This window comes from Bradyrhizobium sp. CIR48 (assembly GCF_014198315.1).
Lineage (GTDB): Bacteria > Pseudomonadota > Alphaproteobacteria > Rhizobiales > Xanthobacteraceae > Bradyrhizobium.
The window spans coordinates 566,357-591,891 of record NZ_JACIHG010000003.1 but is presented as its reverse complement, the minus strand read 5'-3'; the positions used below and the strand labels follow the sequence as shown (position 1 = coordinate 591,891).

Genomic DNA, 25,535 nt, shown 5'->3' with positions numbered 1-25,535 from the left:
GCAGCGACGCGGGATTTAGCACGACTGGCAAATCCTGTTGGTGGGCCAGCGATCGCATCGGGTTCCTACGGGGAGCCGCAGATTTGGTTGACCAGAAGAACCGCTCCTTATTCTGGGCACGGGATTTGCTGTCCCGCTCCTCGACCGACTGCTGTCAACGCATGTCTGGGAGGGCGGCGCCTTGGGGCAGCCTCTCCATTTCTATCGTTTTGAAGCCTCGCACCGAGAGTACGGGTGCAGCCGCAAATCTCTGGGCGACAAGCTCAACAACACAATCGTGGTGAGGTGGCTTGCCTGGCCAGGTCTCCGTTCGCCACACTCAAGGAGGAACGCGATGAATGATCCTAGTGTGGCCGAAGTCGATCTTCAGAACCTACAGGTCTCGGATCCACTGATTGGGCAATGCCAGCAGCTGGTCAGGGAAGTGGCAATTCCCTACCAATGGGAGGTGCTAAACGATCGCGATCCCGAGGTGATACCGAGTCACGCGGTAGAGAACTTCCGCCTTGCTGCCGGACCTGCGAGGGGCGACTTCCATGGCACGGTTTTTCAGGACAGTGACGTCGCAAAATGGCTTGAGGCGGCTGCATGGTCGCTATGCCAGGCACCAAATCCAAAGCTGGAGAATGCCGTCGATGAGCTGATTGAATTGATCGCGGCCGCCCAATGCGGCGACGGTTATCTCAACACTTATTTCATACTGAACGCGCCTCAGGAGCGCTGGACCAACCTAACGGAGTGCCACGAGCTTTATTGCGCTGGCCACTTGATTGAAGCAGGTGTCGCATTCTTTCAGGGGACTGGCAAACGGCGATTGCTGGAGGTCGTTTGCAGGCTTGCTGACCACCTCTGCACAGTTTTCGGCCCAGAGCGCGATCAGTTGCGCGGCTATGATGGCCATCCGGAAATCGAACTTGCGTTGGCACGCCTCTACGAAGCGACAAAGGAGCAGCGATATCTCACGCTAGCCAATTATTTCGTGGAGCAACGCGGCAGGGAGCCACACTTCTACGACATTGAGTACGAGAAGCGCCAGCAATCCTGCGTCCTCAAATCCGACAGCACGCCTTGGATGATAAAAAGCAAAGCGTATAGCCAAGCGCACTTGCCGCTTTCGGAGCAGCGGACTGCAACTGGTCATGCGGTTCGTTTTGTATGCCTCATGACGGCAGTAGCTCATCTCGCGCGTCTGCGCCAGAACGAGCAGCAGCGCCAAACTTGCCTGCGGCTATGGCAAAACATGGTCCAGCGCCAGATCTATATTACCGGAGCCATCGGCTCGCAAGGCGCCGGCGAAGCGTTCAGCAGCGATTACGATTTGCCAAATGATACGGCGTACGCGGAAAGTTGCGCGTCGATTGGCCTGATGATGTTCGCGCACCGTATGCTGGAGATGGAACTGGACGGCCGCTATGCCGACGTTATGGAGCGCGCGCTCTACAATACCGTTCTCGGCAGTATCGCGTTCGACGGGCGTCACTATTTCTATGTTAACCCGCTCGAAGTGCATCCCAAAACGCTGAGGTATAATGGCATCAACAATCACGTCTCGCCGGTGCGACGACGCTGGTTTGGCTGCGCGTGCTGTCCACCGAACATCGCACGCCTTTTCACATCGATTGGTCATTACATCTACACGCCCAGCACCGACGCGCTCTATGTAAATCTCTACGTTGATAATAGGGTGGCAATATCCGTGGACGGACATGCGCTGCGGTTGCTCATAAGCGGCAGCTATCCATGGAGAGACCAGGTGGAGATCGCCGTCGAATCTGCGCCGCCAATTGCCCACACGCTCGCCCTGCGCCTGCCGGAATGGTGCAGCGCGCCGCAGGCGAGCGTGAACGGCGAGCCTGTGAATTGGGAGCCGCGCAAGGGCTATTTGCACATTCGCCGAACGTGGCGGCAGGGAGATCGCGTCAAACTATCGCTGCCAATGCAAGTGCGTCGCGTATACGGTCATCCACAACTTCGCAATTTGGCCGGCAAGGTGGCCATCCAGCGCGGCCCCTTAATTTATTGTCTGGAGGAAGCCGACAACGGGACCGAGTTACACAACATTTGGCTTAATGCAGACAGTCGGTTTTCCCTTATCGAAGGAACTGGTCTCTTTAATGGCAAGATCTTGCTGCACGCCGGCGGGGCGCGGTTGCAACACCCGCATTCTGAAGAAGCAGCGCTTTATCAATACGACAAAGTGCCTGGACAGCTAGAACCGCAGCGGCTGACATTCATTCCGTGGTTCAGCTGGGCTAACCGCGGCGAAGGCGAAATGCGGATTTGGATAAATGAGCGTTGACGCCGAACGCGCGGTCGCGCTTCCACGAGTTGACATTAGACTACGTCTCGGGGGCAGGCGATGGCGTTGCTCAAAGTCTGGAAATCGGCCAGTCTATGGAAGGCGGTCCGGGAGCTCCGCTGGGGCGTTCAAAAGAAAACTTGGACATAAGGCGGCGCGGCGGAACTCCGAAAAGATTACGGTCCGATTGGCGTCGGCAGGTCAATCAGCGATCAACCAAATTCCCTAATCAAGGAGCTTCCTCGGAGCTGTTCGCGGCCTCTCATCAAACCTGATGAATGCCGATGGCACGAGCGGGCCGCCGTGTCGTTTAGAAGGAAGCCCTATGACAAGCCAACGTGAGGGCGGCCGCGTCAGGTTTTGGTAGGCCAGCCTCCCTATCAGCACCGCTGGGCCTACCAAGCCTAAACTAGATGCGGAAATGTATGTCCGACGGGAGCACCAATCGCGATACATAATCGGATCAATGGCTCGTCCTACTTCCAATCCTCTCACTTTGCAGAAACTGATGAGCAAATGGACGCAGCCAACTTTGCGGATGCGTTCGCCAATATGCACTTAGCCGAATCCGGCTCGAGTGGCAGTTCATCTTCGGCAACAAGACCGTATTCGCTCGTTTCAACCCCTCCCATCATAGAGTTCAAGGATCGTCACGCATTCCGAGAAGCCGCGAAGGCCTATCACGGCGACGAAATCCAGTACATCGCCGACAACCCCCATGAGTACTCCGACTTCGTCTCCGCCAAGGCGAGGCGAACTGCAGAAGTTGCCAAAGACTACGGGACGACCCGAGATTCCGAGAATGCGCGGTACTTCAACTACCAATTGGGCAACAAGAGCGTCCGACTTCTAAGAATGGAAGGCGGCGACAGCATGACCGAGTTCGACGTCAAAAGGTAGAAGAAGCTATTTCCTGGACGCCACGGGACTACCTCTACTGTGGATCTTCAAGTCGCTCATCCACCTGTCGAGAACGCTGGCGATATCCTGCTCGAGCACCAGCTTCGACTAGACGGCGAACAGCCGCTGCTCAATTCGCGACTGGCTAATCCGGAAGCAAGAGCCCGTGCGGCAAAGATGGGCTTCATCGAGGTTGACGCCGACAACATGGTTCTCGACCCAGAGAAGTCAGACAAGTGGGTAAGAAATAGCGACGGCGAATGGCAGCGAAAAGCCACTGCTACGCGGTATCTTTCCAAAGCGGACGACAGTGAAGGTAGTGATACCGAGATCCCAGCGAGCCCAACATACGATTATGAGGATGATTTTATGTGACCATGAGATCACCGGTGATTGGGCCCGATGGAGTAGGCTAATCTAGCCTGCTCCGGCTCCTCTCTGTTTATAGCGTTTGCGGCTGAGAGTTCCTCTGAGTTGGCTCAGAAGACTGCCCCCAGAGTGCTCCTTGGCCTAGCGGTTGCTGGGTTGTGTGAGCGTTGGAAGTAGGAGCTCACTGCGCAAGGCAATTGCGGCAATGCTCGCCGCGGCGAGGACCTGCATGGGGTGCCGCCAGAGTGCGTCCGGCCGCCGAGGGGCCGGGCGTGTTGCGCCGAGCACGTTGGACGGCTCGGAGGCAGAAGTCTTCTACAGATCGCGGCCTACGAAGTAGTAACGGCGTGGGCGCCTGCCGTGTGTCGGTGGGCAAAGAAATGTACAGCGAAGCGGCGCTCGATGGACAAGACGGCCGGCATTCGTCAACCGATATAACGACGCCGTGAGCACGAGGATCGTGCAGAGCTCTTTCACCAGAAAAGCCTCAACACACACGCGAGGCGGTTGTCCTGGGCGAAGCTCCGTTATCATCGTCACTGCAGTCGGGCTGCGAACAGCCAATCCCTTGCTTTGTCGAGCGCTCTCGCGCCAGCTCCAGCTCCGCAATGGAGTATATAACCTCGATCTAGACGAGTTAAGAAGTGCTTAGGGTCGTCGATTGCTTTGGGTCAGCATTATCTTTAACGTCGACCTACAGAATGAGTCGAGCTAGCCTGCCCTTCCGGCCCTCGCAGCGATAAGGTTGTTCTGCACCAATGTAGCCGACCGGCGATAGTCGGTGAAGCATGGACAAGGCAACAATTGGCCTCTCGCTCGCGTTTTAAAGCAAGTAGCATGTTTGACCGCGAAGGGGTTGATCGGTGGCGAGATCGACCTGTGGACCGTTTAGATCGGACATCATTTCAAGCCGCAGGTTGATTGCATCAGATGCCGCCTCGGCCGTCATACGCGTTCAGTGCGTTGTCGAGGCACTCGATTAACGCTTGTCCGGTAAAGGGTTTGGCGAGGAAGCCAATCGCTCCGGCGCCCAGCGCTGACGCGCGTACGCGGTCGTCGGGGAAAGCCGTAATGAAAATGAATGGTGCGTCGTAACCGCGTGTCCGCATCTCTGCCAATAGTTCCAGGCCGCTCATAGCCGACATCTGTACATCGGTAATCACACAGGATGTCTCGTCCAATTGCGGGGACCTCAGGAGTTCCTCGGCCGACGCAAATATTTGGGCGATGTAGCCACGCGATTTCAAAAGATTCTCTGTCGCCGCACGGACTGAGGCGTCGTCGTCAACGACGGAAATCAAAGGCGTGGACAAGACGAGCACTCCTGAACGGGGAATAGCAGCTGCAAGCATCAGCCACCTTCGGCGAAAAGTGGGCTCGACTGATAAAATTGTAAAATCATACTTGGGTTTGTTCAGGACGATTGGCGCGAATTCCCAACGTCTCAGTCATTCTAATCAAGTCGGCCAGCGACCGTGCACGCATCTTCTTCATTACGTGTCCCCGGTAGATCTTGACCGTAATCTCGGCCAGCCCAAGCTCGGCGGCTACCTGCTTGTTCATCAGGCCGGCAGCGACCAGTTTCATCACCCCCTGCTCGCGCGGGCTTAAGGTCTCAAATCGAGACTGCAGGTTCGCGACGATCTGCTGAGCGTCCCGTCTTTTGCGATCGCGTTCGGTCGCCGCAACCACGGCATCAAGCAGTTCCTGATCGCGAAACGGTTTGCTGAGAAAATCGACCGCTCCTTCCTTCATGGCCCTGACGGTCATGGGAATGTCGCCATGGCCGGTAATGAAAATGATCGGAATATGTATGTTCAACCTTGCTAGCTCGGTCTGGTAGTCAAGGCCGCTCAAGCCTGGCAGCCGGACATCAAGAACTAGACAGCTAATAGCGTCCGGAATTGTGCTCTGCAGCATTTCGCGAGCCGATCCGAATGCAATGACATCCATCCCTACCGATAGAAAAAGGTTCGTAAGCGAGCGACGCATGGAGATGTCATCCTCGACGAGGAAGACGATCGCCTTTGTCGAGGCCTTGGCGTTGCTGACTTCACGTGGCGAGTCAAATCGTCCTGTCACGAGACGGCCTCCTTATGCAGCGGCAGAGCAAACTGGAACGTCGCGCCCGGTCCATTTTTGTGGGCCATTGACAGTCGTCCTCCATGAGCTTCCACGATCGACCGGCAGATCGAAAGACCCATTCCAAGGCCAGTCGATTTGGTGGTGAAGAAGGGATCCAAGACGCGGTCGGCGTCGTTCTCGGCGATGCCGACGCCGCAATCGGTCACGGCAAGTTGGACGTGCCCCACATCGTCCTTCGATGATTGAATCAGCAGTTCGCGCGTCCGGTCTGTAACTGCGTCCATGGCTTCGATTCCATTCATCACCAGATTGATGATCACTTGTTGCAGCTGAATCCGATCGCCGAGGATCGTAGGCAGCCCTGCCGTCAACTCGGTTCGTAACATCACTCGGTGGCTCACCAGCTCTCGTGTTACCAGTGCAATGACGTCCTTGACGACCTCATTGATATCGAGCGGCACCATCTCAATCTCGCCTTTCTTCGCGAGCGCGCGAACACGACGGATCACCTCGCTTGCCCGGATTGCGTCTTCGATAATCCACTCCACCGAAGAGCGCGCGGCGGGAAGATTAGGAGCTTCTCGCCCCATCCAACCCAGGCACGCATCGGCGTTGCTGATAATAGCGGCGAGGGGCTGGTTTATTTCGTGGGCGATGGAAGTTGTCAGCTCTCCTAACGTCGTTACACGCGTCACGTGCGCAAGCTCCGCCTGTGCCTTTCGTAGTTCTTGTTCGGCTTGATCGGCGCGAATGGTAGCGGTGATGTCAGTGCTGACGCCACGGTAGCCGAGAAAATTGCCCTTTCCATCGAAAAAAGGCTTGCCACTCGTGCGGACGTAGATCGGAGAACCTGTCCGATTCACGGTGCGGTAGACGAGATCCCGAAATGGAAGATGGGCCTCCAACGTCGCCCGATGCCGCGCCCACTTCTCGGGTTCGTCTTCGACGTCGCACGCAATCTCCCAGCGAGGCAGGCCCATCAATCCTGTCGCCAAAATTCCCGCAGCGCTGGTGTGCTCGGATAAGTGAGTGACCTGATGATCCGGCCCGGTCTCCCAGAGCCAGTCGGAAGCTGTTTCGGCGTAGTCGCGAAAGCGCTGTTCGCTTTCGCGCAGCGCGGCAAGTGTGTTTTCCAGGCGTTCCCTAGCTGCGTGTTGCTCGGTCACATCCATATGTGTTCCGATCAGCTCGCTAACATTACCATCGCTGCCGACCACCACGTGCGCAACGGAGTGTATGCGTCTTATCCCGCCATCTGGTAGAAGGATACGAAAATCATATTCGAACCGCCCCTCCTCGTGTTCAATCGCCTGACGCTGCACCTCCTGTAGCCCCGGCAAGTCGTCCGGATGGATGCGCGATCGAATGGTCTCGATCGATACCGGCTCTTGGGGGCTAAAGCCAAACAGACGATCGACCTCGGCGGAGCGATACACGAAATCTAGACCGTAGACGTCCCAGGACCAGCTGCCCGTGTGACTGAGATGCTGGGCTTCGGCCAGATAGGCCTCGCTGCGGCGCAGCTGCTGTTCTGCTCGCCTCGCCGCCGTAATATCCGTAGCTGCCCCAACAAACTCGATGTCACCAGAGGCTGTCCTCGTCGCTCGTGCCTGCGCATGAATGTGCTTTACCGAGCCGTCCGGTAGCAGAAGCCGGTATTCGTGCTCGAAATCGCTCGGGTCTCGCATCGCGCGATCGATAATTTCTCTAACCGAAGCCCTATCATCTGGATGCGTGCGCTGAACGACGAGCTGCGGCCCCGGTGGCACTATCTGAGGGTCTAATTGGAAGATTCGAAATGTTTCCTTTGACCAGAAGGCCTCGCCCGTAGTGACGTTCCAGCTGAAGCTGCCTGTGTGACTCAACTCCTGCGCCTGGGCCAGATGTGCTTCGCTCCGCTGCAGGGCAAGTTCGGTCCGCCTCCGCTCCGTTATATCTTCGCAGGCGATAAGGACAATGGGCTGCTCATCGGCCCAGAGCATGGCTTTGGCGTTTTCACGTACCCACAACACCGAGCCGTCCTTCTTGACTTTTTGGACGTCCCACGTGCGCGTTTGTCCGACATCTTCAAGGCATGTCCGAACGCATTCGCAAACGAACGCGCGATCCTCCTCAAGAAATACGTCCAGCACGGATTGACCGATCAGTTCAGCACGAGCATAGCCAAGTTGTGTCGCGCCCAATGTATTCACGTTGAGCACAGTGCCGGCTTCATCGACCATGAAGTACATGGCCGGATTGTGCTCGAAGATGGCGCGCCACCGCTTTTCGCGATCCTCCAAATCGGCCGCGCTCCGCTGGAGCTTGGCCGCAACCACACGCGCAGCCTCTCTTTCCTGGCGGAGCTTTGCGATCAGGTGCGCTCCGACAATCGAGGCAATAAAGAATGCAACAACCACCGGCAGGTCTTGGGGGTCATCGATTCGCAGGCTGAATGCCGGCGGCGCAAAGTAGTAAGCGAGAGCAGCGATGGCTACGATGCAAAGCGCGGACGACGCGATGAAGCTGCCTATCAGGGAAAACAGCAATACCACTAACAAATATGCGAAGGCCGTCGCGGCGAAATGCGCGTGAAGGTACAAGCAAGCCAGTGTTACCACGGCCAGCATTATGCTGCCGAAGGTAAACTGAAGGGCTGAACGTTCTAAACTGTTGATCGGCCTACGCATTTTGACACCGTCCGGCCTGTTCTCCGGCGGGAGAGTTATAACATTTTAGGCAAAAATAGGGCAATACTCGGCACCAGCACCCGCTGGCGAGCGCTTCCGAGATCAATTGCTTGTTTCTGAACTGAGCACGCGCCAAGAAAAATTGCATCACAGACGTACGTATAGCTGCCCTAAACCTTTCAATATGGCTCTGACACGCCTGCAATCGACGCTCAGATGTCTGCTTTCCTCCGCTGCCGATATCCCCGGGCAGGCGCTCGAGGCTGCAGCCGAGGACAACTCCACGCCAGCCGCACGAGGACAGCGGCTGCAGTTCAGTCAAGACGTTGTGCCGGAACAATCAGGCGCGCCTCGCCCAACCGGAAAGAACAAAGACAAGCTGCCGGACCACTCATCTCGCCGGTGCGATCGGTCATGCGGAAGAAAGCGCAATGGTCATATGCCGAGATACGAAGGCGAAGTTACGCGACTGCTTTGTATGCCCTAGGCCATCACGCCTAGGTGCGGAGGACTTGTCTCCGAGTGGTTGGCCGGAATCGAGCGCGCGCAGCGACGCCGAGCCGACACTAGCCGTGTGCGAGCCGCCACGGCTCTGTCGAGGTGCCATCTAATCCGTGCTGACCACACCCATCATGATCTAATGCGGCAGCGCGGACCGTAACAAGGGACGATGAGTTGCGTCAGCAAGTTCGCTACTCGTTGGTCGGACGAGGCAAGCGCAGCGACCGCGCACACGGGCAATTGTAGGCGGAGCAACACCTAGGTCCGTCAACCGGACACGTTCTGTCGCAGTCCTGTTATCTGGCACGGCAAGATGTCGCAGAAGCGTTCAGATGGCCGGGAGCTTGACGGCGAAAGACGCGCTCGAAAATGACTGTTAGAAAACTCCCGACTCTTTTGCTCGGCTGGCATCTTTTCAGAGCGGCTGCCGGGGGGCGGCGCGGTGCAAGGGCTGCGCACTGAGATGGCGCGTGAAAGGGTTCGGCTCGCGTTAAGTCGGCTGTGTCGATTCGAACTACGAGAAAGGTGGCTGCGCTTGCATTCGACGCGTCTTCGAATGGCGGCGGTTAAGATCCGGAACCTATCTCATCGTGGGTCGATAGTGGTGGAAACGTTGGGCTGGTTGAGCCGAGCTTGCAGCGTCGCGTGCTCGAGCTCGTCCTCCCACCAGGATACGAACACGGCGGCGACGCCATTGCCGGTGATGTTAGTAAGGGCGCGCACCTCGCTCATGAATTTGTCGATCGAGAATACGATTGCCATGCCCGGCACCAGCGCTGGGTTGACTACTGACAACGTCGCAGCGAGCGTGATGAAGCCCGCGCCGGTGACCCCGCTTGCTCCCTTCGACGTTAGCATTGCCACGAGCAGGATCGTGAGCTGCTGGCCAAAGGTGAGATCGACCCCAAGTGCCTGGGCAATGAACAATGTCGCAAGTGTCATATAGATATTGGTGCCGTCGAGGTTGAAGGAGTAGCCAGTTGGCACCACCAGGCCGACCACAGGCTTGGAGCAGCCCAGCCGTTCGAGCTTCTCCATTAATTGCGGCAGCGCGCTTTCAGAGGACGATGTGCCGAGCACGATCAGAATCTCGTCCTTGATATAGACAATGAACTTGAAGATTGAAAAGCCCACGAGGCGCGCGATCAAACCGAGCACCACCACGACAAATATCGCCGCCGTCGCGTAAAACAGCGCGATCAGACCGATCAAATTGCCGAGTGCTGCCGGCCCGAACTTGCCGATAGTGAAGGCCATCGCGCCGAAGGCGCCGATCGGGGCCGCTTTCATAATGATAGCGATCACGCCGAACACCGCGTGCGCGACGTCGTCAATCATGCCTCGCAGCCGCTCCCCACGGCTTCCCAACGCCATCAGCGAAAAGCCGAATAGGATCGCGAACAGGAGAACCTGCAGAACATCGCCGCGAGCGAAGGCGCCGACCACGGTATCGGGAATGATGTTGAGAAAGAAATCGACGGTCTTCGAGGCTTCCGCCTGCTTGACGTAATTGGCGACCGCCGCAGCATCCGGCTTGACCGCAAGACCATGACCGATTTGGACCAGATTGCCCATAAGAAGGCCCAACACCAAGGCAAAGCTGGAGACGATCTCGAAATAGACCAGCGCCTTGACGCCGACTCGCCCGACTTTCTTCGCATCCTGAATATGTGCAATACCAGATGTGACGGTGCAGAAAATAATCGGCGCGATCACCATCTTGATGAGCTTGATAAACCCGTCACCGAGCGCCTTGACCCAGTCATTGGTCGCGACAGACGGCCATAGGCAACCGACCACGGCGCCAAGCAAGATCGCGATCAGCACCTGCACGTAGAGAATCTTATACCAAGCTTGCGACGCGCGTGCGGGCGCCGCTGTTGCCATGGTGGTCATGACGCTTCCTTCCCGAATATACTCGAATGTGAGCCGCCGCGTCGTTGAGAGACGACGGCGTCATACGAGACTCATCATTTTAGCCGTGTCCGATTGAAGGACGGTTCCGAGAGCGGGCGCGTCGTTCCAAAGGCAGGCGTTTAGTTGCGTTATCCCTTCTCGTTAAGCAAGATATGCACCAGATGCCCAAAGTGCGCCCGATTGGGCAGTCTCGGACAAACCGTCTGTCTCCTGGCGGCATCGGCTTGAGTGCTCGGCCCGCGTTCGCAAGGTCGAACAAAAAGTTGCAACGAGACGCGTATCTTGATCGGCTGGGCGCATTAGCGGAGTCCCGTCTCGGGATGGAAGCCCGAGCGTGATCGATATGCGCCGACTGCCGAGATGGATGCAAGAGTAGATGACATTGGTAAAATTGATAGTTTGGATAGCACTCATCCACGCGATGGAAGCCTGTTTAGGAGCTCGATTGCGCGCCAATAATCTTGAATCGATGCACTGCGTTGTCGCGAGCGGCAAGGCTCGTTCGTGCACGGGGCATTTATCTCCAGGCCTGTGCTAGCGATTCGCATTAGGCAGGATACCTTCGCTCTCGGCCCCTCGCGCCTTTTGCCGCGTCGCAGAAGCAGCGTTAAGATGATTACTCAGCTAGATCGTTCGCGAGCTGCCAAAGGGCAGGCTTCCTGCGATCCGTTCCATTACCGGCGCGGCGAGTGCGGCGTTTGAGCTACCGACAGAACCAAATAGGCATCTCTGGCGGCATCAAATTCTGCCGTTTCGTTGCGCGGCTGTCGCTGTCTGCTCGGCAACAAAGCTGCCAGAAATCTGACATAGCGTTAGGTCCACGCCACAGCGACGTCGACGTCTATGCGAATTGCTCCCACGTTGCGCATAGAGCGCTCCACAGTTCGCCCGCGGCACAGGAATTGCTGATTTCGAACGAGGAGGTGCCGCCGTCAGATGGATGGAAGCGGCCCTGTCACAGGAGTTGCCGATGAAACTTGCGATGCTGCTCTTGCTCGTAGAAACGACGCGCGTGAATGTGGCGGCCGCCACGAAGTGCTGCGCGACTAGAGGGCGATCCGCGCCACATACCTGCGCGAGCCGGACGTGCAGGCGGTTACTGGGCCCATAAGACGATCCGCTTTCACATTTGGGCTGACGCACATGGATGTCTTTTCGGCAGAGATTGCGCAATCCGTTGCGCTCACGATTGAGCTCGCCAGCGTAACGACCGTGATCCTCCTCGTGATTGGTGTGCCACTCGCTTGGTGGCAAGCGCGCTCAAAGACTCTTTTGAGCGAGGCGGTGGCGACGCTGATCGCCCTGCCGCTAGTGCTACCGCCGACGGCTCTCGGTTTTTGCGTACTCGTGTTGCTCGGCCCCAACGGACCGGGTGGCGTTCTCGCCTCTTTGTGGGGCGAGCGCACGCTCGCTTTTACCTTCGCAGGAATCGTGATCGGATCGGTCCTCTCGGCACTGCCGTTGGTGGTGCAGCCGATCCGTAACGCCTTTGTCGGGATAGGGGATCGCTCGTTGGAAACTACGGGGCGCGTTTCGTCGCTGTATGCCTTCATTACCATCAGAGGGCCACTGGCGCGATTGGAGTTTGTTAAGGCCGCCATCGTTGGCTTTTGTCATACGATCGGCACATTCGGCGTCGTGATGATGATCGGCGGTAACATTCCTGGGCGCACCAAGGTGTTGTCAGCCTACGTCGTAGACTACGTCCAAGCATCGCGCTGGCGCGAGGCGAGTGTGCTTGCCGGCGGTATGGTGATGTTCGCCTTTGCGGCCATCTTCACCTTATCCCTCATCGACAGACACCGTGCCAGGAGAGGCACCGAACCGTCTTAGGCTTGCCGGCCGGACATATCCGATCTCGACCGAGCAGCAGTATTGCAAGCCGGATCCATCAATCCTTGCGAGGCTACAATGAACAAGCTTGTTATGACCGCGGCGGCTGCTGTAATTGGCTTCAATTCAGTGCACTCAGTGCACTCCGCGCCTCTGCCCGAAGCGACGGCCGATGACGTCGGCGTTTCTCAGCATCGCCTCGCTAGGCTAGACGAGTTCTTCGCTCGCGAAATCGCGAGTCAACGCGTGCCGGGTGCAGTGATTGCAATCGCCAGAGACGGCAAGCTGATTCACTACAAGGCGTACGGGCAACTCGATCCTGCAAAAGGAAAGTCGATGCGGCTCGACGCGATGTTCGCGCTTGCGTCTATGACCAAGCCGATGGTGGCCGTTGCCGGGCTTATCCTCATGGAGCAGGGTCGGCTGCCTCTACAGGCCAGGCTCACGGATTACTACCCGGAATTCGCAAACATGAAGGTGGGAGTGCCACAGCATGACGGTTCATTAGAATTTCAAGCGCAGAGTTCTCCGATCTACATCCACGATCTATATCGCCACACATCCGGGCTCACCTATGGTGTGCCCCTCGACAGCTCAGACCAAGTTTCGCGTCTCTATCCCCATTTCGCCGCTCCGCCACTGAGGGGCGATAAGCAGGAGTTCATCGAATCCATCACCAAGCTGCCGCTAGCGCACCAACCGGGGACGGAATTCGAATACGGCTTCTCGACCGATGTGCTGGGAGCTGTCCTGGAACAGGTCAGCCAACAGCGATTGGGCGACTATCTTGCCAGCAATCTGTGGAAGCCCATCGAAATGCAGGATGCCACTTTCCATTTGTCGGAATCGCAACGCGAGCGCCTCGCGCATCCATTTCCAGGCGACCCGCTGACGGGAAAGCCACAGGATATCGAGCTCCTCGAAAGTCCGACGAAGTTTGACTGTGGGGGAGCCTGCGCATTTGCGACAGTCGGTGACTACGTGCGCTTCGGACAAATGCTGCTCAACGGTGGGGAGCTCGATGGGCAGCGCATTCTCGGTCCTAAGACCGTGCGCCACATGATTTCCGACCACCTCGGGGCAGAGATCAAAAATAAGGTCGCCAACGTGGAGGCGCACCGTGCCGGCTTCGGCTTCGGGCTCGGAGTAGCTGTACGCATAAACGAGGGTCTCTCGGCGGTTCCGGGCAATCCAGGTGAGTTTAGCTGGACTGGCGCCTACGGCACACAATTTTTCTGCGACCCAAAGGAGCGTCTCGTCGTGGTGGTCGGAACGGCAGCGCCCGGAGAAATCCGGAAGTATTACCGCGAACAAGTCCAATATATCGTCTATGCTGCAATAATTCGATAGTCCGCTTTCCGCCGAAAGGCTCGGCCAACCGTTTTGGGTAGTCGACAGACAGTGCTGCTACTACGGATCGATGTCGACTGAAAGTCGGGGCCGCTACCTGCTAGCCGCGTTAGCGCGGATCGCGCTAGTGCTTCAACAACGAGATCGCCTCCGCTATCGCGAAGAAACTCTTGGAAGCGGGTTTGGTGTCGCGATGCGCCAAGACGATCGCACATGGCTATCGGTCGGCTTGCGCGATGAACGCTCCTGTGATGGCTGTGAACGTCCAGGCTCTCGCCCACGATCTTGCAGCGATGCCGTAGAGAGAGGCGCTTTGAATCAAAGGTAGATCGGATTGACCAGACCTAAAAAGCGAAGGCAGTGTGCGCATCCCGGCTCACATTGCGGCTTCTCTTCGTCGCTCGACAGCCGCTTTCGTGCGGGCTGCTTGCGCAGTTGCGACTATGACCGGCTTTAACGCCCCATTGGACAGCAATCGGCAATTCTGATTAAGACTGGAGGGCAGTCCGGTGCCCGTCAACTGCACCAATTCTATTCAACAACCGGCATGACACGTGAGTGTCGCGGTCGTGCAAGAGCGAGCATGACGTAGCCGCCATGCAGTGGTGAAACCATCGTGCTGCTCTGTCGAAGTGCTCACATGAACGTCCAAAACCGGACACCATTAGCATGACAGATCAATGGCGCAGCTTGTGGCTCGTTGGCTCGTTTCGCCAGTCCGCAACTCCGAAGCGCTTGCTTGGTATCTGTTAAGTGTTTCGCTTCGGTGGCTTGTTTCTTGCTGAACGTCAGTGATTCGTTACGGCCGACGACAACTCACGTGGAAGGCGTCATGGGTGGTGCAACGGAAACGTTCTACAGCGTGATCAGACGTCAGGGTATGACGCGTCGTAGTTTCCACAAATTCTGTAGTTTGACTGCCGCGAGCTTGGGGCTTGGTCCTCTCGCCGCAAGCAGTATTGCCAACGCCCTGGAGACCAAACCGCGTGTGCCCGTCATCTGGCTGCACGGGCTCGAGTGTACCTGCTGCTCGGAAAGCTTTATCCGCTCGGCCCATCCCTTGATCAAGGACGCGCTGCTGTCGATGATTTCGCTCGACTATGACGATACGATCATGGCGGCGGCAGGACATCAGGCCGAAGCCATCCTGGAGGAAACTCGCGCCAAGTACAAAGGTATGTATGTGCTCGCCGTCGAAGGCAATCCACCGCTGAACGAGGGTGGCATGTTCTGCATTGACGGCGGCAAGCCGTTCGTCGAAAAGCTAAGGTCCATGGCGGAAGAGTCCATGGCGATCATCGCGTGGGGCACGTGTGCGTCATGGGGATGCGTGCAATCGGCCAAGCCCAATCCGACTGGCGCGGTACCGATCGATAAGGTGATCACCAACAAGCTGATCATCAAGGTGCCCGGGTGCCCGCCTATCGCAGAGGTCATGAGCGGCCTTGTGACTTTCATCACCACGTTCGGAAAGCTTCCGGAGCTCGATAGCCAAGGGCGTCCAAGTATGTTCTATTCCGAGCGCATTCACGACAAGTGCTATCGGCGTTCCCATTTCGACGCTGGTCAATTCGTCGAAGAGTGGGACGATAAGTACGCACGCAAGGGCTATTGCCTGTACAAGATGGGCTGCAAGGGGCCAACCACCTACAATGCCTGTTCGGCCCTGCGGTGGAACGGCGGCGTTTCATTTCCGATTCAATCCGGCCACGGCTGCTTCGGTTGCTCGGAAGACGGCTTCTGGGATAAGGGGTCATTTTACGACCGACTCACAACCATCAGGCAATTCGGCATCGAGGAGAACGCCGACCAGATCGGCATGGCCGCTGCCGGCGTAGTTGGGCTAACCGTCGCTGCCCATGCGGCGGTCACCGCCGTGAAGCGGTTGACCCACAAGCCGGATCGCCCAGCCCAAGAAAGCAAACCGAGTTGAGGAGGGGCGACGGTGGCCGTCCAGACACCGAACGGGTTCAATCTCGATCGTTCAGGCAGGCGAATCGTCATCGATCCGCTGACGCGGGTCGAAGGCCACCTGCGTGTCGAAGCCAATCTCGATTCCGGCAATGTGATCCGCAATGCGGTCTCAAGCGGGACGATGTGGCGTGGCATCGAAGTCATCTTGCGCGGGCGCGATCCGCGCGACGCCTGGGCGTTCACCGAGCGGATTTGCGGGGTCTGCACCGGCACGCATGCGCTCACCTCCGTGCGCGCGGTTGAAAATGCACTAGGAATTGCCATTCCGGAGAATGCCAATTCGATCCGCAACATCATGCAGCTGTGCCTGCTCGTGCATGATCACCTCGTACATTTCTATCACCTGCACGCGCTGGATTGGGTCGACGTGGTCTCCGCGCTCATGGCCGATCCCAAGTCGACCTCTGCGCTCGCGCAGTCTATCTCGCCCTGGCCGCTGTCGTCCCCTGGCTATTTTAAGGATTTGCAGATCCGGCTCACCAAATTCTTCGGATCAGGACAACTCGGTCCGTTCAAGAATGGCTATTGGGGGCATCCGGCCTACAAGCTGCCACCGGAAGCGAACCTGATGGCTGTAGCGCATTATCTGGAAGCGCTGGACTTCCAGAAGGAGATCGTCAAGATCCAAGCTATCTATGGTGGTAAGAACCCGCATCCGAACTGGCTGGTCGGCGGCGTGCCCTGTGCGATCAACATCGAGGGAACTGGTGCGGTGGGTGCGATCAATATGGAGCGTCTGAACATCGTGTCCTCGATCATCGACCGTTCGATCGAATTTGTCGAGCAGGTCTACCTGCCCGACATTGCCGCGATCTGCTCGTTCTATAAGGACTGGCTTCATGGCGGCGGACTTTCGAGCAAGAGCGTGATGTCCTATGGCGACATCCCCGAAATCGCAAATGACTGTTCCGCCAAAAGTTTGAAGCTGCCGCGTGGGGTCATTCTCGGTGGCAATCTCAAGGAGATACTGCCGATCGACCATGGTGATCCCGAGCAGATCCAGGAATTCGTCACGCATTCATGGTATAAATACCCTAGCGATTGCTGTGGACTGCATCCCTGGGACGGTATCACCGAGCCGCGTTTTGAACTTGGGCCAAAACTCAAAGGCAACAAGACAGATATCAAGGAACTCGACGAAGGCGGCAAGTATTCCTGGATCAAAGCGCCGCGCTGGCGCGGCCACGCCGTGGAGGTCGGGCCATTGGCGCGATACATCATCGGTTATGCACAAGGCAAAGCCGAGTTCAAGGAGCCGGCCGAGAGACTGCTCAACGGGCTCAATCTTCCCCTGACTGCGCTGTTCTCGACGCTTGGCCGTACTGCAGCTCGGGCGCTCGAATGCCAGTGGGCGGCGCATCAGATGCGTTATTTCCAAGATAAGCTGGTAATCCACATCAAGGCAGGCAATACGGCAACTGCCGATGTCAGTAGGTGGAAGCCGGAAAGCTGGCACAAGGAGGCCAAGGGCTTCGGGTTCAGTGAGGCCCCGCGCGGTGCACTTGGGCACTGGATCAAGATCAAGGGCGCCAAGATCGACAATTATCAATGTGTCGTGCCGACGACGTGGAACGGATCTCCTCGCGATCACAAGGGCAATATTGGCGCTTTTGAAGCCTCCCTGATCGGTACCCCGATGGCCGATCCGCAGCGGCCCCTGGAGATCTTGCGCACGATCCATTCCTTTGATCCGTGCTTGGCTTGCTCGACCCACGTGATGAGTCCTGACGGCCAGGAAATGGCCTCAATCAGGGTTCGTTAACGACATGCTGGACAGAGCTCGAAAGCTCCTTGCCGCCGTCGATGCGGAACCCACTGAACGGAGCATCGGCGCTGGTATCGCTTACGCGCCGGTGCGACTGTGGCATTGGGTTAATGCGGCGGCCATTCTGATGCTGAGTTTAACCGGCTATGTCATTGGATCCGGGACACCGGCGATGTCGGGAGAGGAAAGCGGCAATTTCCTGTTCGGCTATATCCGCTTTGCTCATTTCTCGGCGGGATATGTGCTCAGTATCGGCTTTCTTCTGCGGATCTACTGGGCGTTAATCGGAAACGCGCATGCCATGCAGATCTTTTGGGTGCCGCTCTGGCGCAGGTGCTTTTGGCGCGAGGTGTACCACGAGATTCGCTTGTATGCGTTCCTTACAGTTGAGCCCGAGAGGCGCGTCGGGCACAACCGTCTTGCTCAGCTCGCGATGTTCTTCATGTTTACGCAGACGATCACGTTCATGGTCGTCACAGGCTTTGCACTTTATGGGCAAGGTACTGGTACTGACAGCTGGCAGCACAAGCTGTTCGGCTGGGTATTTTCAATTTGGCCGAACAGTCAGGACGTCCATACTTGGCATCATCTCGGCCTGTGGGTGATCGTGACCTTCGCGCTGGTCCACATCTACGCGGTGGTCCGGGAAGACTCATGTCGCGCCGGAGCATCTCTTCTGTGATATCGGGTCAGCGCGGGCTCCGCGATTGGCTGGCAAGCGAATGCTGAATCATAAGAAAAGGATCCTGGTGCTCGGCATCGGCAATATCCTGTGGGCCGATGAGGGATTCGGCGTGCGGGTGGTCGAGGAGTTTCATCGCCGCTACGCCATCGATGACAACGTAACCGTCCTCGATGGCGGCACACAGGGTCTCTACCTCGTCAGTTTTCTTGAGCAGGCCGATTGCCTGATCGTGTTCGATGCCATCGACTATGGATTGCTGCCCGGGCAGTTGAAGCTTGTGCGAGATGAGGAAGTGCCAACATTTACCGCCGCCAAGAAGGTGAGCCTGCATCAGACCGGCTTTCAGGAGGTCTTGAGTGCGGCCGACCTGCTTGGCCGCCGCCCGCGAGAGCTCGCTCTCATCGGTTGTCAGCCGCTGGACCTGGAGCATTGGGGCGGTCCGCTGACCGCCCCGGTACGCCTTCAGATTGCGCCTGCGATTGAGCTGGCTTGCAAACTCCTGGCGCAATGGGACTCGCCGGCAAAGCCGCGGACCGCGCCGCTGCCTGCTTCAGAACGGCTGTTGGCGAACAATATCGACCATGCAAACTATGAGATGGGGACGCAGCCGATCTAGCGGCCTGCGATTGACCATGTGCCTTGGCTTGCCAATGACGATTGTCGAGACTGACGGCATCACGGCGCTGTGCGAGTATGGCAATGAACAGCGCCGCGTCTCGGTCATGCTGCTCTCCGACGCCTCGGCCGGCGCCAAGGTGCTCGTTCATATCGACAGCGCGGTGCGGCTTTTGGACGAAAAAGAAGCAAGGCTGATCTCGGAAGCACTTGCCGGGCTTGAGGCAAGCCTCAACGGCCAGGACTGCGATCGCTTCTTTGCGGATTTGATCGGCCATGAGCCGCAATTGCCGGAGCACCTACGCTAGCAGTTCCGCTCGCCGGTTGCGCCAACCAGGCTTGCTCACAAATCGTATCGCAGTCGGACGTAACCTTGCATCGAAGTGTCATGCTTTTCGAGCCCGTTGGTTCGAGCGCGAGTCGCGGCCAGGCGGTGATTGGCATGCGCCTTGCTAATGCCCTGCTAGCAGAACCGAACATGATCAGGAAGGCGTGTGATGAAGTTGCAGCCGACGCGGCATGGTCTGACGCGGCCCGCTCCGTCCGACGTGGAGGGCGTCAGCGTCGATGCGCGCCCGGTCGCGCACGCTCCCTTGAGGGCGGCCGTGATGCCGCTGCCGGCGGTCGATCCCCTATATTCGCTCCAGATCATCCACGTCGCATTCTTACTTCGTGAGATCGTCAAGGCGTTTCGGCGGCGCATGAAAGGTACAGTGCCTGAGCGCGGCGTAGGTGGCGTACTGGTTGAGTGGCTCGGGCTGCGAGGCCCGTCGACGCCGATCCTGTGCCATCGGCACGATACACTCAGCCTGATCGGCAGGAGACCGGTCCGTTTGGTCACGATCAATCGCATCTCGGTACCGATGGTTCGGCCACACGCCGGCTGCGCTTGTGTCGGCACGTGCACTGCATCTCGATACAGCCAACGGAACATCGCATCATGAAAACAGCGATCCGCGTTGTATCCGACGGCGCCGACGGGGCAGCGAGTAACCTTGCCACGGGCTCTGGACGTCTCGATGTATTCTATAGCGGGTTGACGAGTGCGACTGCGCTCGCCAAGCGCGCTTGGCGCGAAGGCGACGAGCTTGCAAGGAACTATCCGAATGCCATGGCGCTGTTATCGAATACCGCTGCTGCCGTTGGCAGCCAGAGAAGCAGCGCTCGGACACAACTGTACGGACTCGCGAATCTCACCGATCCCGAGCGCAAGCTGATAGGCGAAGTGCTCGGAGAAGGCGAGGTCGCCGGCGTGGTTGCGCTGCCAGATGGCTCCTTGGCGCAAGTCCGGGAGTCGGTGCTTGCGGGAATCTGGCGCGTGCGCATCGGGAGCGAGCCGGCGCACGAATATCTTGAGATCGGAGCGATCCCGCAGATCGTCCGGCGCGCCGCAACTGACCTGACGTCCGCCGATCTTGCGATCGGCGCGGCGCCGGACGGCGCGATGAACGTGCGACCGGTGCTCGCCGAGATACGCGAGCGGGCGCGCGTCTGGTGCTTTGGCATGCGCGCGCATGTCATCAATCTCACCTTGCTCCCGATGAGCGTTATCGACCTAACATTCCTTCAGAAAAGCGTGGGCAATGGCCCGGTCCAACTCATCTTCCGTGGCTACAGCACGTGCCGAGTGCAGGCGACCGGGATCAGGAACGTCTGGTCGGTGCAGTTCTTCAGTTCTACGGACAATATCATCCTTGATACGCTGGAGGTCGGCGGCGTTCCGATTGTTGCGTTGGCTGCCGACGAAGATTTCCAGGACTCTGCTGAGCGCATGCAGGAAATTATTGAGGCGTACTTCACATGAAGAGCTTGGAGAACGTTCGGCGTCGGGTGGGACCCCGTAGACGGCGCGGGCGCAGCGATCGCCGGCATAACTCGCGCAGGATGTTGGCGGAGCGGTGCGCATGAGCCTCGCTGCCCAGAACAAAATCGATGTAACCGTATCGGTAGCTGCCGACGTAGTCGCCGCGATCGAGATCCTGCCACGAGTCCGGCCGCCGCTGGCGCGGTTGTTCGCTGGCAAACAGGCCTCGTTGCTGCTCAAGGTGCTGCCGCGGCTCTTCGCGTTGTGTGCCGCTGCGCAGCAAACTGCACTGCTGTCCGCGGTCGAGACGGCGCGCGACGAAGTGATCACCCGTACGACAAAACAGCATCGTATTGCGCTTATCGTTATCGAGCGCATCGCGGAGTTGCTACGGGGCGTGTTTGTCGGACATCTTGCGCAAGACATCGCCAGTGCGGTGGCAATCCGCTCTCTTATGCGGGGAATGTCAGCGCTTGTCGGTAGCGCACAGCCAGCCTGGAGCTCAGCTCAATGCGAAGCAACAGTGCGGATCGTGGCTGCGCTGAACGCGCTCGGCATGTCGAATGAGGGGGGCGCAGTGAGGTCCGGTAGCCCATTGGCGCTTCGCATTGCAAGGCTTGATGAGATCGGCCTGAAGTCAATTCCGGCGGAGCACTCGTTCCTGTCCGTTGCTGACGACCTCAACATCATTAAACGGCTGCTCGTGGATGGCACGACATTTTGCTATTGTCCAGATATTGACGGCCAGGTGCCCGAGACGGGCCCATGGGCGCGCCAAATGACGCGTGATCGGCTCTCGCCGAGCCCCTCCGGTGCGGCCGAGCGGCTGAGGGCCAGAATTGCCGAAGCCCTCCGGTTATGTGCCTGGCTCAAGGCCGGTGCTCAGATTGACTCGGCGGAGCATGGGATTATCGAAAGATATAAGTTAGGGCCCGGCCGTGCGGCGGCCGCGGTCGAATGCGCCAGAGGGCGTCTCTACCACGCGGTTGAGCTTGATCCTCAGGGCCGGATATCCCTCTTCGAATTCCTTGCGCCGACGGAGTGGAATTTCCACCCGCGCGGACCGCTTGTCCGCAGCCTGCAGGGCGCGGTGCTGACGGATAGGCGACGTCGGGATGCAGTCGATGCCGTGATTGCATCGCTCGATCCGTGCGTCGGGTTCACACTCAATTTTCGCGAAGTTGGCGATGCATGAAATGGCGATTTGTCTTGGCATCATTCAAATCGTCGAGGAGGAGGTACGTCACCGATCGCTTTCGCGGGTGCGGAGCGTCTGTCTAGAGATGGGAGCGCTGAGTCATGCCGCGCCTGAAGCGATCAGGTTCTGCTTTGCGGTCATTGCGAGGCGGACAGTTGCCGAGGGTGCAGTCCTTAATATCGTCGAACTGCCAGGCGTTGCCTGGTGCATGAGCTGTTCAAAGAGCGTCGAGATTGCGCGACGTGGTGAATGCTGTCCTTGCTGCGGCAGCTATCAGTTGCAGGTAACCGCGGGCGAACAGATGCGCGTGAAAGAGCTGGAGATCGATTGATGTGTACCGTTTGCGGCTGCACCGAAGAGCCACCGCCGAGCAAACGCGCCAAGGCGCATGATGCGAAGAGCCATGAGCGATCCGATGCCCATGTGCAGAACGATTGCGATCGCTATTGTGCCCATCAGCATGAGGACCAAGGCCCGCAGCGTTCAAACCATGCTGGCGATAGTCATAGTCGCCATCGTCGCTCTGCCCATCACCAGACTCACGGTGGGCAGACGCTTCTGAGCGGCGGCGCCGGGCCGGCTGGCTTGGAGGTCGCGGGCATAGGCAGAAAGCGGGTCATCCAGATTGGGCGCGATATTCTTGGCAAGAATAATGGGATTGCGGCGGACAACCGCGCGCTCTTCGTCGCCGATGACCTGCTTGTATTTAATCTTTTGTCCAGTCCCGGTGCAGGTAAAACGACGCTGCTCGTCCGCGGGGTGTCTGAGCTCAAGCGTAGTCGGCCGGTCGGGGTCATCGAAGGCGACCAGCAGACTTCGAACGATGCCGAACGCATTCGGGCCGCCGGCGTGCCAGCCATTCAAGTCAACACCGGCAAGGGTTGCCATCTCGACGCTGCGATGATTGGCGAGGCTTATCGCCGCTTGCCGCTGCTCACGGGTGGTATTCTCTTCATCGAGAACGTCGGTAATCTGATCTGTCCCGCAGCCTTCGATCTTGGCGAGGCCTGCAAGATCGTAGTGCTGTCGATTACCGAAGGTGAAGACAAGCCGCTCAAATATCCTGACATGTTTGCCGCTTCTTCGCTTATGGTGATCAACAAGATTGATCTGGGCCCGCTGCTTGAGTTCGATTTGGGCAAGACGATCGAATACGCTAGACGAGTCAATCCAAAGATCGACGTGCTTGTAGTTTCGGCTCGTACGGGTGAGGGTTTTGATGCGCTCTACGCCTGGATCGATAGACAGGCGGGGCATCAGAGGCGCGCCCTAGAGGACATAAGGAGATGAGCGCTCCAACCACCTGCGACCAAACGCGGCTGCGCGTGCGCGTGAGTGGGGCCGTGCAAGGGGTCGGCTTTCGTCCTTACGTCTATGGACTCGCCATGCGCTACGGATTGGCGGGATTTGTCATCAATGGCCCCGAAGGCGTTACGATCGAGGTCGAGGGCCAACGTGCGTTGGAGTTTGTCGCCACGTTGCCGCTCGAGGCGCCTCCATTGGCACGCATCGACGATATCTGCGTTCGGGAGACTGCGGCGCTCGCGGCGAAAGGCTTTTCGATCGGCACGAGCGAAGACGGCAAATTGTCAACGCAGATCGTCGCTGATGCTGCTGCCTGCCAGCAATGCCTCAGCGAGCTGTTCGATCCAGAAAATCGGCATTACCTTTACCCCTTCATCAGTTGCTGCCATTGCGGCCCACGCTACACCATCGCCAAACGGCTGCCGTACGACCGGCGCAACACCGTGATGAGGGCTTTTAGGCTGTGCGCCGCCTGCGCGGCCGAATATGCCGATCCGGCGAGCCGCAGGTTTCATGCGGAGGCGATCGCGTGTCCGACATGCGGGCCTCGGCTCAGCCATGGGATCAGCACCATCGTCGCGGCAATCGCGGGGGGACAAATCGTGGCGATCAAGGGGCTCGGGGGATACCAGCTTCTTTGCGATGCGCGTAACCAGGACGCGGTGCAGCTTTTGCGCAGGAGAAAGCAGCGCCTTCAGAAGCCGTTCGCGGTTATGGTAGATTCGATAGAGCGCGTCAGCGACATCGCGGAGGCGAACGCGCCAGAGCTTGCGCTGCTCGAATCCGTAGCACGCCCCATCGTCCTTCTGCCTTCGCGCAACAATTTAGCGCCCGCCATAGCTCCTGGCTTATCGCGCGTGGGTGTTATGCTGCCAGTAGCGCCGCTGCATCACCTCATCCTTCATGCGCTTCGCTCGGCAGTAGCATGTGAGCGGACCGGCCCGGTCATCGTCGCCACCAGTGCCAATCGTTGCGGCGAACCGCTCCTGATCGACAACGCGCAGGCGCTGGGGCGGCTCAAGGGGATCTCCGACCTTATCGTGACCCATGATCGCGATATAGTGACGCGTGCTGATGACTCCGTGGTGTCGGTCGTGGCTGGCCGGCCGCAATTCATTCGTCGTGCCCGTGGCTATGTTCCCGAACCGATCAGGCTTGTGATGTCTGTGCCGCCCGTACTCGCCGTCGGCGGCGCACTGAAATCGACCGTCACCATCACGCGGGACAACCAAGCGTTCGTCTCTCAGCATATTGGCGATCTGGATACGGCCGAAGGCATCCGTGCGTTCGAGGAGACGGTCCGACACCTCACATCGAGCCTCGATGTGGAGCCTGTCGCCATCGCCCACGATCTGCATCCCGATATGGCTTCTACCCGGTTTGCGGAAGCAAATGGCCGCGCGCTGGTCGCTGTCCAGCATCACCACGCACACGCTGCCGCAGTGATCGCCGAGCATGGCCATACGGGACCTGCGCTTGCCCTGGTGCTCGATGGCCATGGCCTTGGCTCCGAGGGCGGTAATTGGGGTGGCGAGCTATTGTTGTGCGAAGGGACGAGGTGCCGACGCATCGGGCACTTAGCGCCCCTGCAAATGCCTGGTGGAGATCGTGCAGCCCGCGAGCCGTGGCGCATGGCCAGCGCAGTATTACATGAGCTCGGCCGGGGTAACGAAATCGGGCCGCGCTTTGCGGCGCAACGGCAGGCTGGATGTGTGTCGGCCTTGCTCGAACAGCCGGGCGGGGCCACCACGACCAGTGCGGGCCGGTTGTTCGACGCGGCAGCGGCGCTGCTGGGGATTGCGAGTTTGCAGAGCTATGAGGGCGAAGCGGCGATGAAGCTCGAGGCGCTAGCGCGGCGGACCGCGATTCTCGAAGCTGGCTGGACGATCGATGGCGGCGAGCTCTCGCTTCGTCCTCTGTTTGCGCGCTTGATTGCAAATGACATTGACGCGGTGGGCGGAGCCGGGCTGTTTCAGGGCACCTTCGCCGCCGCCTGCGTCGACTGGGTCACGCGGTCCGCGCGGACAACGGGCGTTGATACGGTCGTTCTGAGCGGCGGCTGCTTCCTGAACGCGGTGCTGGCGGACGAAATCCCACGCGGTTGCAGCGCTGCCGGCCTTACCCCGCTCCTGCCACGGCGGGTGCCGCCCAATGATGGCGGTTTGAGCCTTGGCCAGGCCTGGATTGCCGCCCTGCAGATAGCTCAACACTCGTCCGCCAGGGTAGGAACAGCCTGATATGTGTCTTTCAGTTCCGGCAAAGATTG

Annotated in this window: 19 protein-coding genes and 1 pseudogene; 16 read left to right on the top strand and 4 right to left on the bottom strand. The window is 58.5% G+C overall.

The window, feature by feature from the left end; translation table 11 throughout:
• Window positions 1-334: 334 nt before the first annotated feature.
• The 3 genes from GGD66_RS12750 to GGD66_RS42030 all read left to right on the top strand — a co-directional run bounded on the left by GGD66_RS12750 (window position 335) and on the right by GGD66_RS42030 (window position 3,574).
• On the top strand, window positions 335-2,299 hold the full coding sequence (locus GGD66_RS12750) for a glycoside hydrolase family 127 protein (protein WP_183257958.1): 1,965 nt from the start codon (window positions 335-337) through the stop codon (window positions 2,297-2,299).
• 516 nt (window positions 2,300-2,815) lie between these two features.
• A complete protein-coding gene (locus GGD66_RS42035) occupies window positions 2,816-3,199 on the top strand; it encodes a hypothetical protein (protein ID WP_283814474.1) in 384 nt (127 codons plus the stop codon).
• 39 nt (window positions 3,200-3,238) lie between these two features.
• The gene (locus GGD66_RS42030) at window positions 3,239-3,574 is read left to right on the top strand and encodes a hypothetical protein (protein WP_312014120.1); all 336 of its coding nucleotides are present in this window, start codon (window positions 3,239-3,241) and stop codon (window positions 3,572-3,574) included.
• Between the two features lie 920 nt (window positions 3,575-4,494).
• On the opposite strand, the gene GGD66_RS12740 is transcribed toward GGD66_RS42030, so the two are convergent.
• The 4 genes from GGD66_RS12740 to dctA form a co-directional block, all read right to left on the bottom strand.
• On the bottom strand, window positions 4,495-4,920 hold the full coding sequence (locus GGD66_RS12740) for a response regulator transcription factor (protein WP_409362367.1): 426 nt from the start codon (window positions 4,918-4,920) through the stop codon (window positions 4,495-4,497).
• Between the two features lie 46 nt (window positions 4,921-4,966).
• Window positions 4,967-5,650 carry a response regulator transcription factor gene (locus GGD66_RS12735; RefSeq protein ID WP_183236253.1) on the bottom strand — a complete coding sequence of 228 codons (684 nt, stop codon included), beginning with the start codon at window positions 5,648-5,650 and terminating at the stop codon, window positions 4,967-4,969.
• Window positions 5,647-8,322, bottom strand: a complete 2,676-nt coding sequence (locus tag GGD66_RS12730) for a PAS domain S-box protein (RefSeq protein ID WP_183257956.1) — start codon at window positions 8,320-8,322, stop codon at window positions 5,647-5,649. The genes GGD66_RS12735 and GGD66_RS12730 overlap by 4 nt, the downstream gene beginning before the upstream one ends.
• 1,086 nt (window positions 8,323-9,408) lie before the next feature.
• The gene (dctA, locus tag GGD66_RS12725) at window positions 9,409-10,719 is read right to left on the bottom strand and encodes a C4-dicarboxylate transporter DctA (protein WP_183257955.1); all 1,311 of its coding nucleotides are present in this window, start codon (window positions 10,717-10,719) and stop codon (window positions 9,409-9,411) included.
• 1,164 nt (window positions 10,720-11,883) lie between these two features.
• Between dctA and GGD66_RS12720 the strand changes: the two genes are divergently transcribed.
• The 13 genes and pseudogenes from GGD66_RS12720 (at window position 11,884) to hypF (ending at window position 25,506) form a co-directional block, all read left to right on the top strand.
• Window positions 11,884-12,573 (top strand): molybdenum ABC transporter permease, encoded by a 690-nt coding sequence (locus tag GGD66_RS12720; RefSeq protein WP_179733130.1) that lies wholly within the window; start codon window positions 11,884-11,886, stop codon window positions 12,571-12,573.
• Window positions 12,574-12,651: 78 nt separating this feature from the next.
• Window positions 12,652-13,923, top strand: coding sequence for a serine hydrolase (locus GGD66_RS12715; protein WP_183257954.1), 1,272 nt, complete (start codon window positions 12,652-12,654; stop codon window positions 13,921-13,923).
• Window positions 13,924-14,755: 832 nt separating this feature from the next.
• Complete coding sequence (locus GGD66_RS12710) at window positions 14,756-15,856, top strand: hydrogenase small subunit (RefSeq protein ID WP_179733133.1); 1,101 nt, start codon at window positions 14,756-14,758, stop codon at window positions 15,854-15,856.
• A 12-nt stretch (window positions 15,857-15,868) separates the two neighbouring features.
• The gene (locus GGD66_RS12705) at window positions 15,869-17,659 is read left to right on the top strand and encodes a nickel-dependent hydrogenase large subunit (protein WP_183257953.1); all 1,791 of its coding nucleotides are present in this window, start codon (window positions 15,869-15,871) and stop codon (window positions 17,657-17,659) included.
• Between the two features lie 4 nt (window positions 17,660-17,663).
• A pseudogene (gene cybH / locus GGD66_RS12700) lies at window positions 17,664-18,391 on the top strand (Ni/Fe-hydrogenase, b-type cytochrome subunit).
• Complete coding sequence (locus GGD66_RS12695) at window positions 18,385-18,963, top strand: HyaD/HybD family hydrogenase maturation endopeptidase (protein WP_183257952.1); 579 nt, start codon at window positions 18,385-18,387, stop codon at window positions 18,961-18,963. Before cybH ends, GGD66_RS12695 begins: the two are co-directional and overlap by 7 nt.
• Before the next feature lie 16 nt (window positions 18,964-18,979).
• The gene (locus GGD66_RS12690; RefSeq protein WP_183257951.1) at window positions 18,980-19,270 is read left to right on the top strand and encodes a HypC/HybG/HupF family hydrogenase formation chaperone; all 291 of its coding nucleotides are present in this window, start codon (window positions 18,980-18,982) and stop codon (window positions 19,268-19,270) included.
• 189 nt (window positions 19,271-19,459) lie between these two features.
• Complete coding sequence (locus tag GGD66_RS12685; protein ID WP_183257950.1) at window positions 19,460-19,906, top strand: hypothetical protein; 447 nt, start codon at window positions 19,460-19,462, stop codon at window positions 19,904-19,906.
• Window positions 19,903-20,766, top strand: a complete 864-nt coding sequence (locus GGD66_RS12680; protein WP_183257949.1) for a hydrogenase expression/formation protein — start codon at window positions 19,903-19,905, stop codon at window positions 20,764-20,766. Before GGD66_RS12685 ends, GGD66_RS12680 begins: the two co-directional genes overlap by 4 nt.
• Window positions 20,767-20,866: 100 nt before the next feature.
• Entirely contained in the window at window positions 20,867-21,961 is a 1,095-nt protein-coding gene (locus tag GGD66_RS12675; protein ID WP_183257948.1) for a nickel-dependent hydrogenase large subunit, read from the top strand.
• Entirely contained in the window at window positions 21,954-22,295 is a 342-nt protein-coding gene (gene hypA, locus GGD66_RS12670; protein WP_183257947.1) for a hydrogenase maturation nickel metallochaperone HypA, read from the top strand. The genes GGD66_RS12675 and hypA overlap by 8 nt, the downstream gene beginning before the upstream one ends.
• On the top strand, window positions 22,295-23,254 hold the full coding sequence (hypB, locus tag GGD66_RS12665) for a hydrogenase nickel incorporation protein HypB (protein WP_246788877.1): 960 nt from the start codon (window positions 22,295-22,297) through the stop codon (window positions 23,252-23,254). Before hypA ends, hypB begins: the two co-directional genes overlap by 1 nt.
• Entirely contained in the window at window positions 23,251-25,506 is a 2,256-nt protein-coding gene (gene hypF / locus GGD66_RS12660; RefSeq protein ID WP_183257946.1) for a carbamoyltransferase HypF, read from the top strand. Before hypB ends, hypF begins: the two co-directional genes overlap by 4 nt.
• Window positions 25,507-25,535 lie beyond the last annotated feature (29 nt).

Bases quoted from the DNA above. Each gene is read 5' to 3' on its own strand.
- GGD66_RS12750 (WP_183257958.1), top strand. From the start codon at position 335: ATGAATGATCCTAGTGTGGCCGAAGTCGATCTTCAGAACCTACAGGTC.
- GGD66_RS42035 (WP_283814474.1), top strand. From the start codon at position 2,816: ATGGACGCAGCCAACTTTGCGGATGCGTTCGCCAATATGCACTTAGCC.
- GGD66_RS12740 (WP_409362367.1), bottom strand. From the start codon at position 4,920: ATGCTTGCAGCTGCTATTCCCCGTTCAGGAGTGCTCGTCTTGTCCACG.
- GGD66_RS12730 (WP_183257956.1), bottom strand. From the start codon at position 8,322: ATGCGTAGGCCGATCAACAGTTTAGAACGTTCAGCCCTTCAGTTTACC.
- dctA (WP_183257955.1), bottom strand. From the start codon at position 10,719: ATGACCACCATGGCAACAGCGGCGCCCGCACGCGCGTCGCAAGCTTGG.
- GGD66_RS12720 (WP_179733130.1), top strand. From the start codon at position 11,884: ATGGATGTCTTTTCGGCAGAGATTGCGCAATCCGTTGCGCTCACGATT.
- GGD66_RS12715 (WP_183257954.1), top strand. From the start codon at position 12,652: ATGAACAAGCTTGTTATGACCGCGGCGGCTGCTGTAATTGGCTTCAAT.
- GGD66_RS12710 (WP_179733133.1), top strand. From the start codon at position 14,756: ATGGGTGGTGCAACGGAAACGTTCTACAGCGTGATCAGACGTCAGGGT.
- GGD66_RS12695 (WP_183257952.1), top strand. From the start codon at position 18,385: ATGCTGAATCATAAGAAAAGGATCCTGGTGCTCGGCATCGGCAATATC.
- GGD66_RS12690 (WP_183257951.1), top strand. From the start codon at position 18,980: ATGTGCCTTGGCTTGCCAATGACGATTGTCGAGACTGACGGCATCACG.
- GGD66_RS12685 (WP_183257950.1), top strand. From the start codon at position 19,460: ATGAAGTTGCAGCCGACGCGGCATGGTCTGACGCGGCCCGCTCCGTCC.
- GGD66_RS12680 (WP_183257949.1), top strand. From the start codon at position 19,903: ATGAAAACAGCGATCCGCGTTGTATCCGACGGCGCCGACGGGGCAGCG.
- GGD66_RS12675 (WP_183257948.1), top strand. From the start codon at position 20,867: ATGAGCCTCGCTGCCCAGAACAAAATCGATGTAACCGTATCGGTAGCT.
- hypA (WP_183257947.1), top strand. From the start codon at position 21,954: ATGCATGAAATGGCGATTTGTCTTGGCATCATTCAAATCGTCGAGGAG.
- hypB (WP_246788877.1), top strand. From the start codon at position 22,295: ATGTGTACCGTTTGCGGCTGCACCGAAGAGCCACCGCCGAGCAAACGC.
- hypF (WP_183257946.1), top strand. From the start codon at position 23,251: ATGAGCGCTCCAACCACCTGCGACCAAACGCGGCTGCGCGTGCGCGTG.